Consider the following 14,766-nt stretch of genomic DNA (forward strand, 5'->3'; position numbering starts at 1 on the left):
TACATGGTGTGTATACGCGTGGTGCAGAGTGCGGGGAGGGGCGGGGGCGGAGGGATGTGGCCGGGGAGAAGTCGCCTGGCCAGGAGGCATTGTCACGGTTTCGAATCAGGCTCCGACGTCCCCGTATCGCGAGGCTCTTGAGGCCTACTCACCCGCGCGAGACCCTCCGGCGGGGCGAGCCCCGCTCCGCCGGCGCCCCGGCGGACCGAGGGCGTGAGCCGCGACTCCCTCAGCTCTCCGGATCCCCGGAGACCGGGGGCCGGCCCCGGCGCGGGATCGGGCCCGCGCCGCCGGGCAGACGCCCGGCCTCGCCGAGGGCGCGGCGCAGCAGGAACTCGATCTGCGCGTTGGCGGACCGCAGTTCGTCGCCGGCCCAGCGGGCCAGTGCCTCGTACACCAGCGGGTCGAGCCGCAGCAGTACCTGCTTGCGCTGCTGCTGCGGCCGACGCGGCGGAGTTCCCTCCGTGGGAGACGTCACTGGTAGAGGGACCCCGTGTTCAGGACGGGCTGCGCCGCGCGGTCACCGCACAGCACCACCATCAGGTTCGACACCATCGCCGCCTTCCGCTCGGAGTCCAGCTCCACGATGTCGCGCTCGGTGATCCGGGTGATCGCCGCCTCGACCATGCCGACCGCGCCGTCCACGATCTGCCGCCGCGCCGCGACGATCGCTCCGGCCTGCTGGCGCTGGAGCATCGCGGAGGCGATCTCGGGAGCGTACGCGAGGTGCGTGAAGCGCGACTCGATGATCCGCACGCCGGCGGCGGCCACGCGCGCGTGCAGTTCGACCGCGAGCTTCTCGGTGATCTCCTCGGCGTTCCCGCGCAGTGACAGGCCGTCCTCCTCGTGCGCGTCGTAGGGGTACTCGATGGCGATGTGCCGGACCGCCGCCTCGGTCTGCGTCGAGACGAACTCCCGGAAGTCGTCGACCTCGAACGTGGCCTGGGCGGTGTCCTGCACGTTCCACACCACGACCGCGGCGAGCTCGATCGGGTTGCCGTAGGCGTCGTTGACCTTGAGGACGGCGGTCTCGTGGTTGCGGACACGGGTCGAGATCTTGGTGCGCGACGTGAGCGGGTTCACCCAGCGCAGTCCGTCCTGGCGGATCGTGCCGCGGTAGCGCCCGAAGAGCTGGACCACGCGGGCCTCGCCCGGCGCGACGGTGTTGAGGCCGCACATCGCGAAGAACGCGGCGACGGCGACCAGGACGCCCAGGATGATCAGCGCCGCCTGGGCGCCGCCGGACCGGACGACCCCGCCGCCGACGGCACACAGGGCGGCTCCGGCGAGCAGTCCGAGGAGGCCGAGCAGCAGCGCGAGCCCCCCGCCGATGCTGTGCGCGGTGAACTCCCGCACGTGCGGCGCGGGCATCTCGGGGAGGTCGGTCGGCGGCGTGGGGTCCGGTGCGCCCGGGGCGGGCGAGGACGCGTGGGAAGCGTGTGACGACATGGTGGGTCCCCCCGTTCGTACGGCATAGCTTCGGTCTAGCTAAGTGATATCACTTTACCTCGCATCGCAACCTTCGGTGCCTCCTGGTCGTCGGTTTTGTTGGGGCCCGTGCTGAGGGCGTGCTGATTGTCACGTCCGGAAAAGACCGGATCGGCGGCCCTTTGTCATAGCGCGCGGTGTTAGCTTGCTGAGCTGACCGGAGCGACGAACGTGTGTGCCACACGAGAGTGAAGCGGAGCGGATCGACCCATGGGACGAGCGGAAGAGAGACGAGCGCGGCAGGCGCAGGGCCGCCGCGCGGCGCCCAAGCGCTCGTCCGGACACGAGTCGGTGGGCCCCGGCGGCGCGACGCCGGGCGGGAAGAAGCCCCGCCGCACCGGCATACGCAGGTTCGTGAACTGGAAGACGATCCTCGGCACGTTCCTCGGCGTCTGCCTGCTCGGCATGGGCGCCTTCCTCGTGCTCTACATGGTCGTCTCCGTGCCCGAGGGCAACGCGGCCGCGCGCCTGCAGAGCAACGTCTACGAGTACGGCGACGGCAAGACCCTCGCGCGCACCGGCAAGGTCAACCGCGAGATCGTCGACCTGTCCAAGGTGCCGAAGCCGGTCCAGAAGACCTTCGTCGCCGCGGAGAACAAGTCCTTCTACAGCGACTCCGGCGTCGACCTCAAGGGCACCGCCCGCGGTCTGCTCAACACCCTCTCCGGCAAGGGCAAGCAGGGTGGCTCGACGATCACCCAGCAGTACGTCAAGAACTACTACCTCAGCCAGGACCAGACCGTTTCGCGCAAGCTGAAGGAAATGGTCATCTCGCTGAAGGTGGACCGCAAGAAGTCCAAGGACGACATCCTCGCGGGCTACATCAACACCAGCTACTACGGCCGCAACGCGTACGGCATCCAGGCCGCCGCGCAGGCCTACTACCGCGTCGACGCGGACAAGCTCAGCGTCGCGCAGGGTGCCTACCTCGCCTCGCTGCTCCAGGCGCCCAGCCAGTACGACTGGGCGGTCGCCACGGACACCGGCAAGCGCCTGGTGCAGGCCCGCTGGAACTACACGCTCGACAACATGGTCGAGCAGGGCTGGCTCGGCTCGGGCGAGCGGCAGGGCCTGAAGTTCCCCAAGCCCAGGGACCCCCAGGGCGCGGCGGGCATGCAGGGCCAGACCGGCTACCTGGTGACCGAGGCGCAGGACGAACTGGCCCGGCAGCTCGTCGCCCAGGGCAAGGCGGCCGACCTCGACGACGCCAAGGCGCTGGTCGACGCGGGCGGCTGGACCATCAAGCTCAACATCGACAAGAAGAAGCAGGCCCTGCTCGAGAAGACGGTCAAGAAGCAGCTGACCGGCAAGCTGGACCCGAAGAAGCGCAAGGTCGACGCCAACATCCAGGCGGGCGCCGCGTCGGTCGATCCCAAGACCGGCAAGGTCGTCGCGATGTACGGCGGTCAGGACTACTTCAAGCACTACATCAACAACGCGACCCGCCGGGACTACCAGGCGGCCTCGACGTTCAAGCCGCTGATCTTCGCCGCGGCGCTCGCCGAGGAGGCCAAGACCCGCTCCGGCAGGCCGATCACCGCGAACACGATCTACGACGGCACGAACCGCCGTCCCGTCGTGGGCAGCGACATCGCCTTCGCCCCGCCGAACGAGGACGAGCACAGCTACGGCGACGTGACGGTGCAGACCGCGATGAACAAGTCCATCAACGCCGTCTTCGCCCAGATGGGCGTCGACGTCGGCATGGACGAGGTGCTGAAGGTCGCGGGCAAGCTCGGCATGAACACCAAGGGGCTCCAGGCGGTGCCCGCCCAGACCCTCGGCTCCATGGGCGCCAGCCCGCTGGAGATGGCGGGCGTGTACGCGACGCTCGACAACCACGGCAAGAAGGTCACCCCCTCGATCCTCGCCTCGGCCGAGCACAAGGACCTCACGGTCGACGTACCCGACCCCGTCGGCGGCCAGGTCATCAGCCGGGAGGCCGCCGACACGGTCACCTCGGTGCTCACCGGCGTGGTCGACGACGGCACGGCCCGTGTCTCGGTGCGGGACAACCCGTCCCGTGACGGCCAGCAGGTCGCCGGCAAGACCGGTACGTCCGACAACAACAAGTCGGCCTGGTTCACGGGCTACACGCCGAACCTCGTCACCTCGGTCGGACTGTTCGGCGAGGACGCCAAGAACCACCACCAGGTGCCCATGAAGGGCGCCACCGGCCTCTTCGCCGAGGGCGGCCGTGTCAACGGCGGTGGCTTCCCGGCGCAGATCTGGGCGGCGTACACCTTCGGCGTGATGGACGGCAAGGTCAGCAAGTTCGACCTCGACACCACCTCGGGCGCCGCGGTCGAGCCGACCGACACACCGACCATCAGCGAGTCGCCGTCCGACACGCCGTCGTCGACGCCGACGACCGAGGAACCGTCGTCGGAGCCGCCCTCCAGCAGCAGTCCGCCGACGCCCTCGGACAAGCCGACGACGACCCCACCGTCGTCACCGCCTCCGTCCACGCCGTCGCAGACCCCGACCGGACAGCTCCCGGACAACCCGTTCGGCCAGGACGACCAGAGCCAAGGGCAGTAACCACGACAGCACGCGGCACGTGAAGAGGGGCACCCGGAGACCCGGGTGCCCCTCTTCACGCTTCCGCGTCTCCGCCGCGGACCTCAGCCCCGGTTCAACTCGAACCAGACGACCTTCCCCGTGCTCAGCCGGGTGGCGCCCCAGCGCCGGGCCAGCTTGTTCACCAGGTACAGCCCGCGGCCGCCCTCGTCCGTGGCCCGCGCCTGCCGCAGCCGCGGCAGCTGCGGCACGTCGTCGCCGACCTCGCAGCGCAGCACGTCCGTCCGCAGCAGTCGCAACGTCACCGGCCGCGACGCGTAGCGCACCGCGTTCGTCACGACCTCGCTGACCAGCAGCTCCACCGCGTCGGTCATGTCCTCCATGCCCCACCGCGCGAGCGCCCGCCGGGCCAGCCGGCGTGCCCGGCCCGGCGCCGCGTCCTCCGGCTCCAGGAACCAGTACGCGACATCGCTCGGCGCGATCCCGTCGAACCGGGCCGCGAGCAGCGCGATGTCGTCGTCCCGGTCGCCCGGGCCGAGCATGTCGAGCACCTCGTCGCAGAGGGCCTCCAGCGGCGGCGGATGATCCGGGCCGGTCAGCGCGGCCGTGGCGGCGAGCTTCTCGCGCAGCTGCTCTATCCCGGTCCAGACGTCCCGCAGCCGCGACTCCACCAGGCCGTCCGTGTACAGCAGCAGCGTCGCCCCCGCGGGCGCGTCGAGCTCCACGGCCTCGAAATCGACCCCGCCGACCCCGATGGGCGCGCCCGGCGGTACCCGCAACACCTCGGCCCGGCCGCCCAGGTGCAGCAGCACCGGCGGGGGATGGCCCGCGTTGGCGATCGTGATCCGGTGCGACACCGGGTCGTACACGGCGTACAGGCAGGTCGCCATGCGGTCCGTGCCGAGCCGTTGCGCCTGCTCGTCGAGGTGGTGCAGCACCTCCTGCGGAGGCAGGTCGAGCCCCGCGAGGGTCTGCGCCGTCGTCCGCAGCTGGCCCATGATCGCCGCCGACGTCATCGAGTGACCCATGACGTCGCCCACGACCAGGGCGACCCGGCTGCCCGGCAGCGGGATCGCGTCGTACCAGTCCCCGCCGACCCGCGCGGTCTCCGCGGCCGGCAGGTACCGGGACGCCAGCCGCACACCCGTGGGCCGCGGCAGCGTCTCCGGCAGCATCGTGCGCTGCAACTCGTCGGCGATGTACGCCTCGCGGCCGTACAGCACCGCCTTGTCGATCCCGAGCGCGCTGTGGGTCGCGAGCTGGGCGGCGACCAGCAGGTCGTCCGCCTCGAACGCGATCCGCTCCGGGCGCCGCAGGAACAGGGCGGCGCCGATCACCCGGCGCCGGCCGCGCAGCGGCGCGAGGATCGCGCGCTGTCCGCTCGGGACCGCCAGATCGTCGCCGAGCAGCTCCGGCAGCGCGGCGCGGGCCGCGGGGGCGTCGGCGAACACCGGCCGCACTCCGCGCAGCACCTCGGCCAAAGCGCCGCCCGGGCGCACCTCACACAACTCCGCGGTCATCGCCGACAGCTCGTTGGGTTCGGGACGCGCGAGAGGCAGGAAGCCGCCCTCGGTGTCCCGCTCCTCGGGAATCCGGTCGGTCCGGCGCAGCCGCAGCACCAGGGGTCCCGTCGGCCGCTCGTCGCCGACCGGCAGCGGATCCCGCAGATAGACGAGGATCGCGTCCGAGAACGTCGGCACGGTCGCCCGGCACAGCCCCATGACGATCTCGTCGAGGTCGATGCCCCGGGCGATCCGCCGGGTCGCGGCGCCCACGAAGCGCAGCCGGTCGCCGTCCCGCCGCATCGGCATCGGCCCGCCCTGCGGCAGGCTCTGCCCCGTACGGCGCTCCTTGCCGCCCGAGGCGCGCGCGGAACGGTCCTGCTCCGCGTCCGGCTGCACCGGGATGCTCTCCGGCGCGGGCCGCGGGCGGTGCGGATCCGGCTCGGCGGCCGAGGGCTGGGAGTGCTCCGCGCCCGCACCGGGCGCGGCCGGCGACGGCGCGTCCGTGCCGGGGCCGCGCGAGGCGTCACCCGCGCGGGCCTGAAGAGGTAAGGCGCCGGACCCGGGCTGGGGGGACGGCTGGTCCGGGGTACGCAGGAGCGCCCCGCGAGGGTCCGCGGGGGCGGCCGGCCGGCCGGCGCCGTTCTGCCGGCGCTCGTGCGAGGTGGGGTGCTCCGTCACGCGTGTCGAGTCCATCCGTCCGGGGCTGCGCGCCGTGCGCGCAGTTCGTCCCGCAGCCCCGATACCCGGAATGTGTGCCCCAGGAACGGATTCTGCGTGTCGTCAGGTGTGGAACCGGTGGTGGGCACGGCCGGCGCATGGCCGGGAACGGCCCGCGGACGGCCGGAAACGGGCCGTGCCGAACACGGCGTCAGGACCGCAGCCCCCGCCCGCACGACCGTCGTGACGCCACCGCGCGGAGCGACCGGACCTCGGCCGGACACGCCGCCGTACCCCTCGTACCCCTCGCTCACGTCCTGCCGCCCCTCGGTGACATATGGTCAAGCCCGGCTCATCATGCGGGAGTTGTTGCTGCCGTGCGCCCTTGCGGAAGACGATCCTACGGTTGTACCACGGGGGCGCATCAAGGGTCTCATGAGGACACGTGCGCGGGCGTACGGTCCCAGTCATCCGGCAGAGCGGGAACCGGCCAGGCCGGGTCGGGCCTCCAGAGCTGCCATCCGTCCGAGAACGGCGACCCCCACGCGCGGATCACCTCCACCGCCGACCACCCCGCTTCTCGTACCCGCGCGGCCAGTTGAGCATCCATCAGACCGGCCCGCTGCGCCATCGCGAACTCGTCCTCGTCCAGCCAGCGCCAACTCCGGTCCGGGTGAACCGAGATGTCGAGGAAGTGGTCCTCGGAGTCCACCCCGCCCGCCCAACGCGTCAGCGGCGCCTCCAGGTTCACGTACCAGTTCTTGAAACGCCAGCCCGGCTCCCAGAAAAGCCACACCGACCAGGGATCGCCCGGCCGCGCCAGCTTGAGCACCCCGGTCCCGAACCACCGGTCGCGCCGCACCGTCCGCGGCTTGGTGTAGCGCGACTCCAGCGGCTCGCCGTGCACCGGCGACCCGTCGGCGAGCACCGGCTTCACACATTCGGTGCCCGGCGCCATCCACACCGCGAGCAGCTCGGCGTCGTCCCGTACGACCGTCACGGGGCGGCAGATGTGGACGTGCTCACCGGCGTTCTCCCGGTACCGCCACAGGATCTGGTGCCCGGGCTCCCAGAACGCCGCCGGCCCGCCCGCTTCCGCTCGTCTCACCGCTCCACCGTCTGCCATGAACAGATATTAGGTGCCCAGGGCATGCGACGCTGCGGCACGCGTCATGGTTCCCGCCGGCGCCGGGGACCTGTTACGGAGGCGTCATCAGGTGTTTCTCCCCGGCGGCGGGCCGTTACGGACGCGTCATCCGCAGGACATCCAGCGCTTCGTCGAGCTGCTCCTCCGTCAGATCCCCCCGCTCCACATAGCCCGACTCCAGCACCACCTCGCGGATGGTCTTCCGGTCCGCCAGCGCCTTCTTCGCGACCTTCGCGGCCTCTTCGTACCCGATGTACTTGTTCAGCGGCGTCACCACCGACGGCGAGGACTCCGCGTACTCCCGGGCCCGCTCCCGGTGCGCGACGATCCCGTCCACCGTCCGGTCGGCGAGCAGCCGCGACACGTTCGCGAGGAGCCGCACCGACTCCAGGACGTTCTTGCCGATCACCGGCAGCATGACGTTCAGCTCGAAGTTCCCGGCCGCGCCCGCGACGGCGACCGTCGCGTCGTTGCCCGTCACCTGCGCGGCGACCATCAGCACCGCCTCGGGAATCACCGGGTTCACCTTGCCCGGCATGATCGACGAGCCCGGCTGGAGATCCGGCAGGCTGATCTCGGACAGCCCGGTGCGCGGTCCCGAGGCCATCCACCGCAGATCGTTCGCGATCTTGGTCAGGCCGACCGCGATGGTCCGCAGCTGCCCGCTCGTCTCCACGATCCCGTCGCGCGCGCCCTGCGCCTCGAAGTGGTCGCGGGCCTCCGTCAGCGGCAGTCCGGTCGTCCGGGCCACCTCCGCGATCACCGCCGCGGAGAACCCGGGCGGCGTGTTGATGCCGGTGCCCACGGCGGTGCCGCCCAGCGGCAGTTCCGCCAGCCGGGGCAGCGAGGCGCGCAGCCGCTCGACCCCGTACCGGACCTGCGCCGCGTACCCGCCGAATTCCTGGCCCAGCGTCACGGGCGTGGCGTCCATCAGGTGGGTGCGGCCCGACTTGACCACGTCGGCGAACTCCTCCGCCTTGCGGCCGAGGGCGGCGGCCAGGTGCTCCAGCGCGGGCACCAGGTCGCGGGTCACCGCGGCGGTCGCGGCGATGTGGATCGAGGACGGGAACACGTCGTTGCTCGACTGGGAGGCGTTCACGTGGTCGTTCGGGTGCACGTCCCGGCCCAGCCGCTCGGTCGCGAGCGTGGCGACGACCTCGTTGGTGTTCATGTTGGAGGACGTCCCGGAGCCCGTCTGGAACACGTCCACCGGGAACTGCTCGTCCCAGCGCCCCTCGACGACCTCCGCCGCCGCCTCCTGGATCGCCTCGGCGACATCCTTGTCGATCACGCCCAGCTCGCCGTTCACCTTCGCGGCGGCCGCCTTGATCCGGGCGAGGGCCTCGATGTGCGCGCGCTCGATGTGCTGCCCCGAGATCGGGAAGTTCTCCACGGCGCGCTGGGTCTGCGCCCGCCATTTCGCGTCCGCGGGCACCCGCACCTCACCCATGGAGTCGTGCTCGATCCGGTACGCGCCTTCGCCCTGGCCATCTGCCATTGGTGACACCTCCATGGGGGACAGCATCCAGGAGGCGACGCGTGTTCCCGCCCGGGCGCGCGCGGCACGCGGAACCCGTGTCCGGCGCCGTCCCCGGACACGACGAACGGCCGCCAGCTCGACGGCCGTTCGTGGGGTTCGTGGAAAGCCCGGGGGCGCGGGCCACTACGTCACCGGGGAGAGCGCGCGCCCTACTGCGCGAGGCCGGGGCCCCGCACCGGGATGGACGTGAACGTGGGCGCGGGCGCCGGGTCCTGGAAGAAGTCGTTGCCCTTGTCGTCGACGACGACGAACGCCGGGAAGTCCTCGACCTCGATGCGCCAGACCGCCTCCATGCCGAGTTCCTCGTACTCGACGACCTCGACCTTCTTGATGCAGTCCTGGGCGAGACGGGCGGCCGGGCCGCCGATCGAGCCGAGGTAGAAGCCGCCGTGCGTGCCGCAGGCGTCGGTGACCTGCTTGCTGCGGTTGCCCTTGGCCAGCATCACCTTGGAGCCGCCCGCCGCCTGGAACTGCTCGACGTAGGAGTCCATGCGGCCGGCCGTCGTCGGGCCGAACGAGCCGGACGCGTACCCCTCGGGCGTCTTGGCCGGGCCCGCGTAGTACACCGGGTGGTCCTTCAGGTACTGCGGCATCTCCTCGCCCGCGTCCAGCCGCTCCTTGATCTTGGCGTGCGCGATGTCGCGCGCCACGACGAGCGGGCCGGTGAGCGAGAGCCGGGTCTTGACCGGGTGCTGCGTCAGCGCGGCGAGGATGTCCTCCATCGGCTGGTTGAGGTCGATCTTCACGACGTCGCCGGCCTCGTCGAGGTGCTCGTCCGTCGTGTCCGGCAGGAAGCGCGCCGGGTCGGTCTCCAGCTGCTCCAGGAAGACACCCTCGGCGGTGATCTTCGCGACGGCCTGGCGGTCGGCGGAGCAGGAGACGGCGATCGCGACGGGGCAGGACGCGCCGTGCCGGGGCAGTCGCACCACGCGCACGTCGTGGCAGAAGTACTTGCCGCCGAACTGCGCGCCGATGCCGATCTTCTGCGTCAGTTCGAAGACCTTCTGCTCCAGGTCCTTGTCCCGGAAGCCGTGGCCCAGTTCGGAGCCCTCGGCCGGGATCTCGTCCAGGTAGTGCGCGGAGGCGTACTTCGCGGTCTTCAGGGCGTACTCGGCGCTGGTGCCGCCGACGACGATCGCCAGGTGGTACGGCGGGCAGGCGGCCGTCCCCAGGGAGCGGATCTTCTCCTCCAGGAACTTCATCATGGAGCCCTCGTTGAGGACCGCCTTCGTCTCCTGGTAGAGGAACGACTTGTTGGCGGAGCCGCCGCCCTTGGCCATGAACAGGAACTTGTAGGCGCCGCCGTCGGTCGCGTACAGCTCGATCTGCGCCGGCAGGTTCGAGCCGGTGTTCTTCTCGTCCCACATGGTCAGCGGGGCCATCTGCGAGTAGCGCAGGTTGAGGTTCTTGTACGCCTCGTAGATGCCGCGCGACAGGGCCGCCTCGTCGCCGCCCTCGGTGAGCACGTTCTGCCCGCGCTTGCCCATGACGATCGCGGTGCCCGTGTCCTGGCACATCGGCAGGACACCCGCGGCCGCGATGTTCGCGTTCTTCAGCAGGTCGAGCGCGACGAACTTGTCGTTGCCCGACGCCTCGGGGTCGTCGATGATGCGGCGCAGCTGGGCGAGGTGCGCGGGCCGCAGATAGTGCTGGATGTCGTGGATGGCCTCCTCGGCGAGCGTGCGCAGCGCCTCCGGCTCCACCTTGAGGAACGTGCGCCCGTCGGCCTCGAAGGTGGAGACACCCTCGGAGGTCACCAGCCGGTAGGGAGTGGTGTCCTCTCCCTGGGGGAGCAGATCGGTGTACGCGAACTCAGGCATCTCGCCCATTCCTCACTCGACAGACAGCGGCGTGCCTCCATTGGCAGCGTCCACCAGCGTAGGACCTGGCGCGGGTGCCGAGTCTGTGAGGTAAGGCTCAGTTCGGACACCGGACGGACGCCCGGTTCTCCACAGGGGGCTCGGAAGGGGTAGTCGCGATCTATCGCGTTTGGGTACGCTGCTGTCGTGGACCTTCAGAAGAGCTCCGACGCGACCCCGGCCCCGGCGGCGCCCCCGGTCGAGCTGCGCGCCTCCGACGCCGACCGCGACCGGATCACCGACATCCTGCGCGACGCCCTCGCCGAGGGCCGCCTCACGCCGGAGGAGCACTCCGAGCGCGTGGAGGGGGTGCTGGCCACCAAGACGGTGGGCGAGCTCGACCGCTTCGTCCGGGACCTGCCCGCCGCGCACACCGGCCGCGCGACGCCCGCCTACGCGTCGGCGCCCAACCGCCCCACGGCGGGCGCGATCCCGGTCGACGCCGACGAGAGCGTGGTGGCGGTGTTCAGCGCCGCCGTCCGCAAGGGCCGCTGGCGCGCGGGCCGCCGGATCCACGCGTACGCGGTGTTCGGCAGCGTCGAGATCGACCTGAGCGAGGCGATCTTCGAGTACCAGCAGGTCGTGATCAAGACGGTCTCCGTGTTCGGCAACATCGAGATCCGTGTCCCGGAGAACGTCTCGCTGCGCGGCAACGGCGGCGGCGTGCTCGGCAACTTCGAGGTGCACACGATGGATTCGGGCGACCCGGACGCCCCCGTGGTGTACATCGACGGCCTCGCCGTCCTCGGGAACGTGGAGGCGCGGCCCAGGCGCGGCAAGCTCGTCGCGGACATCCTGGACCGCGTCACGGGCCGGCTGAACGACCGGATCGCCGACCGTGTGGACCGGGGTTTGCGCAAGCACCTGGACCGTTGACGCTTGTGAACGCGCGGGCGGTGCGCGGGCATTGGTTCCGTCGTGGACGATCGATCACGCGGGAGAACGCCCGGGCTTGGGAACGCAGTGCATAGGCGCGCGCACAGCGGGTAGGCCTTGCTGCATCGTCTCTTGGAGGGCGCTGTGGAACTTCCCCCGGCGCCCGGCACGCTCGCGAAGCCGTCGTCAGGAGTAGACCGTGCTGCAACCGCCGCATCAGTCCCTGCAGGTAGCTGCCGTACCGGCCCAGCGGGCGCCAGTGCGGGACAGGGATCAGGAAGCGCCATGGCACACGGAGGCGGTGTGCCGCCGCGACGAGGCCGGCCTGTTCTTCGCCCCCTCCAAGGAGCCCACCGCGGCCCGGCTCTCCCGTGAGGAGGCCGCCAAGCGCGTCTGCGCCCGCTGTCCGGTGATGGTCGAGTGCCGCGAACACGCGCTCCTGCAACCCGAGCCGTACGGCGTCTGGGGCGGCCTGACCGCCGCCGAGCGCCGCGTCGTGCTCGCCCGGCGCCGCCGCCGCGACGTGGAGCTCCAGAAGGCCGCGCGCGGGACGATAGCCGCGGCCGGCTGACCTCCCGGCCGGGAGCGGCCGCGTACGGGAATCCGAACGGGAGACGGAACGGGAAACCGTCAGGCCTCCCATCGGTCCACGCACGGAAAAGGGGCGCCCCTCCGCACAAGGGGCGCCCCTTCCGCGCCATGCGGCGCCCGGCCGGTGCCGCCGGCCGGTGGTCCTACTTGGCGCGGTCGAAGTCGATCGCGCTGTACGCGCGCAGCTTGCTCAGCCGGTGCTCCGACGTGATCTGGCGGACCGTCCCGGACTTGGACCGCATCACGATCGACTCGGTCGTCGCGGTCTCGGGGCGGTAGCGCACCCCGCGCAGCAGCTCGCCGTCGGTGATGCCGGTGGCGACGAAGAAGACGTTCTCGCCGGAGACCAGGTCGCTCGTGCCGAGGACGCGGTCGAGGTCGTGGCCGGCGTCGACCGCCCGCGCGCGCTCCTCGTCGTCCTTGGGCCACAGCTTGCCCTGGATGGTGCCGCCGAGGCACTTGACCGCACAGGCCGAGATGATGCCCTCGGGCGTGCCGCCGATGCCGAGCAGCAGGTCGATGCCGGTGCCCTCGCGCAGCGCCAGGATCGAGCCCGCGACGTCGCCGTCGGAGATCAGCTTGATGCGCGCGCCGGTCTCCCGGATCTCCTTGATGATCCCGTCGTGGCGGGGCCGGTCGAGGATGACGACGGTGACGTCCTCGGGGGTGACGCGCTTGGCCTTCGCGACGCGGCGGATGTTGACCGACACGGGCGCGTTGATGTCGACGAAGTCGGCGGCCTCCGGGCCGGTGACCAGCTTGTCCATGTAGAAGACAGCGGACGGGTCGAACATGGTGCCGCGGTCGGCGGCGGCCAGGACGGCGATCGCGTTGGTCATGCCCTTGGCGGTGAGCGTCGTCCCGTCGATCGGGTCGACGGCGATGTCGCACTCGGGGCCGGACCCGTCGCCCACGCGCTCTCCGTTGAAGAGCATCGGGGCTTCGTCCTTCTCGCCTTCACCGATGACGACGACGCCGTTCATCGAGACGGTGGAGACGAGGGTCCGCATGGCGCGGACGGCGGCGCCGTCGGCACCGTTCTTGTCGCCGCGGCCCACCCAGCGTCCCGCGGCCATCGCGGCGGCCTCGGTGACGCGGACGAGTTCGAGGGCGAGGTTGCGGTCGGGGGCTTCCGACGGGACTTCGAGTTCGGACGGCAGATGATGCTCGGTCATCGAGACGCACCTTTCTGATACGACGACGGCCGGATGAGGGTGGTGCCCCCGACTCTATCGCCAGGCTGACAAAATGAGCAGGGGGGCCCACGGATGAGCACGCCAGGGCACCTGCGACGATAGGGGCGTGGCAGGTACGAAAGGCAAGCAGTCGGTCCGGGACATGATTCTCTCCCTGGGCCTCATCGGGCTGATGGCGGGCGTCATCTACATCTTCATCCCGCACGACGACTCCGCGCCCGATCTCAAGCGGGTCGACTACCGGGTCGAGCTGCTGACCGCGCGCCGAGCGGCGAGCTACCCCGTGGCGGCCCCCGCCGGGCTGCCGGCGGAGTGGAAGCCGACCTCGGTGCGGTACGACGGCAGCGAGTTCGATGTCTGGCACCTCGGCTTCCAGGACCCCGACGGTCAGTACGTGGCGGTCGAGCAGTCCACTCAGCGTGCGCCCGTCTTCATCGACTCGGCCAGTCAGGGCGCGCGGGCGACCAAGGTGACCCAGCGCATCGGCGACCGGACGTGGCAGCGCTACGAGGGCGACCACTACGACGCGCTCGTCCTCAAGGGCGACGGCGCCACGACCGTGGTGACGGGTACCGCGTCCTTCGGCGCCCTCACGAAGATGGCGCAGTCGCTCAAGACGACCTAGGGCGTCCCCGCCAGGGCGTCCCCCCGGGGCCGCGCCGTGAGGCGCACCGGCCGCGCGCGAACGTACGAGAAGGGCCCCCGGCGGTGTGCCGGGGGCCCTTCTGCCATGCGGGTGCTGCCGGGATCGTCCCGGGCGGCGTGGTCCGTCAGACGGTCGTGATGACCTGGTCGAGCTCCAGGCGCGGGGAGCGCGGGAACCAGGCGTCCTCGCCCGGCTTGCCGATGTTGACGATCATCAGCGGAGTGTGGTCGTCGTCCAGGAACTCCTTCTGGATCCCGGCGAAGTCGGCACCGGTCATCGGGCCAGCGGCGAGGCCCGCGGCGCGGACGCCGATGATGAAGTACGCGGCCTGCAGGGCGGCGTTCAGCAGGGCGGCGCTCTCACGGGCCGGGCGCTCGGAGAAGAACAGGTCCTTCGCGGCGGGGAAGTGCGGCAGCAGGGCCGGCAGCTCCTCGTGGAACTCGTTGTCCGCGGACAGGATCGCGACCAGCGGGGCGGCGGCGGTCTTCGCCTGGTTGCCCTCGGCGAGGTGCCGCACGAGGCGCTCGCGGGCCTCGGGGGAGCGGACCAGCGTGATGCGCAGCGGCGACTGGTTGAAGGCGGTCGGGCCGAACTTGACCAGGTCGTAGATCGCCTGGACCTGCGCGTCGGTCACCGGCTCGTCGGTGAAGGTGTTCGCGGTGCGAGCCTCGCGGAACAGCAGGTCCTGAGCGGCGGGGTCAAGGACGAGAGACATGAAAGAAACCTTCTCGGTGCGTGCGG

12 protein-coding genes are annotated in these 14,766 nt (G+C 71.2%); 4 read left to right on the forward strand and 8 right to left on the reverse strand.

Annotated features, from left to right (window positions below):
- Window positions 1-229 precede the first annotated feature (229 nt).
- Window positions 230-478, reverse strand: coding sequence for a hypothetical protein (locus B0675_RS14160; protein WP_081219155.1), 249 nt, complete (start codon window positions 476-478; stop codon window positions 230-232).
- On the reverse strand, window positions 475-1,371 hold the full coding sequence (locus B0675_RS14165) for an SPFH domain-containing protein (RefSeq protein ID WP_081221785.1): 897 nt from the start codon (window positions 1,369-1,371) through the stop codon (window positions 475-477). Before B0675_RS14165 ends, B0675_RS14160 begins: the two co-directional genes overlap by 4 nt.
- Window positions 1,372-1,698: 327 nt before the next feature.
- On the opposite strand from B0675_RS14165, the gene B0675_RS14170 reads away from it, so the two are divergent.
- Window positions 1,699-4,029, forward strand: a complete 2,331-nt coding sequence (locus B0675_RS14170) for a transglycosylase domain-containing protein (RefSeq protein WP_081219156.1) — start codon at window positions 1,699-1,701, stop codon at window positions 4,027-4,029.
- 83 nt (window positions 4,030-4,112) lie between these two features.
- Here B0675_RS14170 and B0675_RS14175 read toward each other — a convergent pair whose 3' ends face one another.
- From B0675_RS14175 to B0675_RS14190, 4 genes are all read right to left on the reverse strand, one after another.
- Window positions 4,113-6,206 carry an ATP-binding SpoIIE family protein phosphatase gene (locus tag B0675_RS14175; protein ID WP_179165294.1) on the reverse strand — a complete coding sequence of 698 codons (2,094 nt, stop codon included), beginning with the start codon at window positions 6,204-6,206 and terminating at the stop codon, window positions 4,113-4,115.
- A 397-nt stretch (window positions 6,207-6,603) separates the two neighbouring features.
- Window positions 6,604-7,296 (reverse strand): DUF402 domain-containing protein, encoded by a 693-nt coding sequence (locus B0675_RS14180; RefSeq protein ID WP_081219157.1) that lies wholly within the window; start codon window positions 7,294-7,296, stop codon window positions 6,604-6,606.
- A 115-nt stretch (window positions 7,297-7,411) separates the two neighbouring features.
- Window positions 7,412-8,815: a class II fumarate hydratase gene (locus B0675_RS14185; RefSeq protein ID WP_081219158.1), complete on the reverse strand. Its 1,404-nt coding sequence runs from the start codon at window positions 8,813-8,815 to the stop codon at window positions 7,412-7,414.
- Between the two features lie 191 nt (window positions 8,816-9,006).
- Window positions 9,007-10,677 carry a fumarate hydratase gene (locus B0675_RS14190; protein ID WP_081221787.1) on the reverse strand — a complete coding sequence of 557 codons (1,671 nt, stop codon included), beginning with the start codon at window positions 10,675-10,677 and terminating at the stop codon, window positions 9,007-9,009.
- 186 nt (window positions 10,678-10,863) lie between these two features.
- Here B0675_RS14190 and B0675_RS14195 point away from each other — a divergent pair, with 186 nt between their 5' ends.
- Together B0675_RS14195 and B0675_RS14200 are read left to right on the forward strand one after the other, a co-directional pair.
- Window positions 10,864-11,592: a DUF1707 domain-containing protein gene (locus B0675_RS14195; RefSeq protein WP_081219159.1), complete on the forward strand. Its 729-nt coding sequence runs from the start codon at window positions 10,864-10,866 to the stop codon at window positions 11,590-11,592.
- Between the two features lie 199 nt (window positions 11,593-11,791).
- The gene (locus tag B0675_RS14200) at window positions 11,792-12,163 is read left to right on the forward strand and encodes a WhiB family transcriptional regulator (RefSeq protein WP_081219160.1); all 372 of its coding nucleotides are present in this window, start codon (window positions 11,792-11,794) and stop codon (window positions 12,161-12,163) included.
- 163 nt (window positions 12,164-12,326) lie between these two features.
- On the opposite strand, the gene glpX is transcribed toward B0675_RS14200, so the two are convergent.
- Window positions 12,327-13,358 (reverse strand): class II fructose-bisphosphatase, encoded by a 1,032-nt coding sequence (gene glpX / locus B0675_RS14205; protein WP_081219161.1) that lies wholly within the window; start codon window positions 13,356-13,358, stop codon window positions 12,327-12,329.
- 127 nt (window positions 13,359-13,485) lie between these two features.
- Between glpX and B0675_RS14210 the strand changes: the two genes are divergently transcribed.
- Complete coding sequence (locus tag B0675_RS14210) at window positions 13,486-14,004, forward strand: DUF4245 domain-containing protein (protein ID WP_081219162.1); 519 nt, start codon at window positions 13,486-13,488, stop codon at window positions 14,002-14,004.
- Between the two features lie 145 nt (window positions 14,005-14,149).
- On the opposite strand, the gene B0675_RS14215 is transcribed toward B0675_RS14210, so the two are convergent.
- Window positions 14,150-14,740 (reverse strand): malonic semialdehyde reductase, encoded by a 591-nt coding sequence (locus B0675_RS14215; RefSeq protein WP_081219163.1) that lies wholly within the window; start codon window positions 14,738-14,740, stop codon window positions 14,150-14,152.
- Window positions 14,741-14,766 lie beyond the last annotated feature (26 nt).

Origin of the sequence: Streptomyces sp. M41(2017) (genome assembly GCF_002078175.1) — a bacterium.
Lineage (GTDB): Bacteria > Actinomycetota > Actinomycetes > Streptomycetales > Streptomycetaceae > Streptomyces.

Excerpts from the sequence above, each read along its gene's own strand:
- B0675_RS14170 (WP_081219156.1), top strand. The coding sequence starts at position 1,699 with ATGGGACGAGCGGAAGAGAGACGAGCGCGGCAGGCGCAGGGCCGCCGC.
- glpX (WP_081219161.1), bottom strand. The coding sequence starts at position 13,358 with ATGACCGAGCATCATCTGCCGTCCGAACTCGAAGTCCCGTCGGAAGCC.
- B0675_RS14180 (WP_081219157.1), bottom strand. The coding sequence starts at position 7,296 with ATGGCAGACGGTGGAGCGGTGAGACGAGCGGAAGCGGGCGGGCCGGCG.
- B0675_RS14175 (WP_179165294.1), bottom strand. The coding sequence starts at position 6,206 with ATGGACTCGACACGCGTGACGGAGCACCCCACCTCGCACGAGCGCCGG.
- B0675_RS14185 (WP_081219158.1), bottom strand. The coding sequence starts at position 8,815 with ATGGCAGATGGCCAGGGCGAAGGCGCGTACCGGATCGAGCACGACTCC.
- B0675_RS14215 (WP_081219163.1), bottom strand. The coding sequence starts at position 14,740 with ATGTCTCTCGTCCTTGACCCCGCCGCTCAGGACCTGCTGTTCCGCGAG.
- B0675_RS14165 (WP_081221785.1), bottom strand. The coding sequence starts at position 1,371 with ATGCCCGCGCCGCACGTGCGGGAGTTCACCGCGCACAGCATCGGCGGG.
- B0675_RS14190 (WP_081221787.1), bottom strand. The coding sequence starts at position 10,677 with ATGCCTGAGTTCGCGTACACCGATCTGCTCCCCCAGGGAGAGGACACC.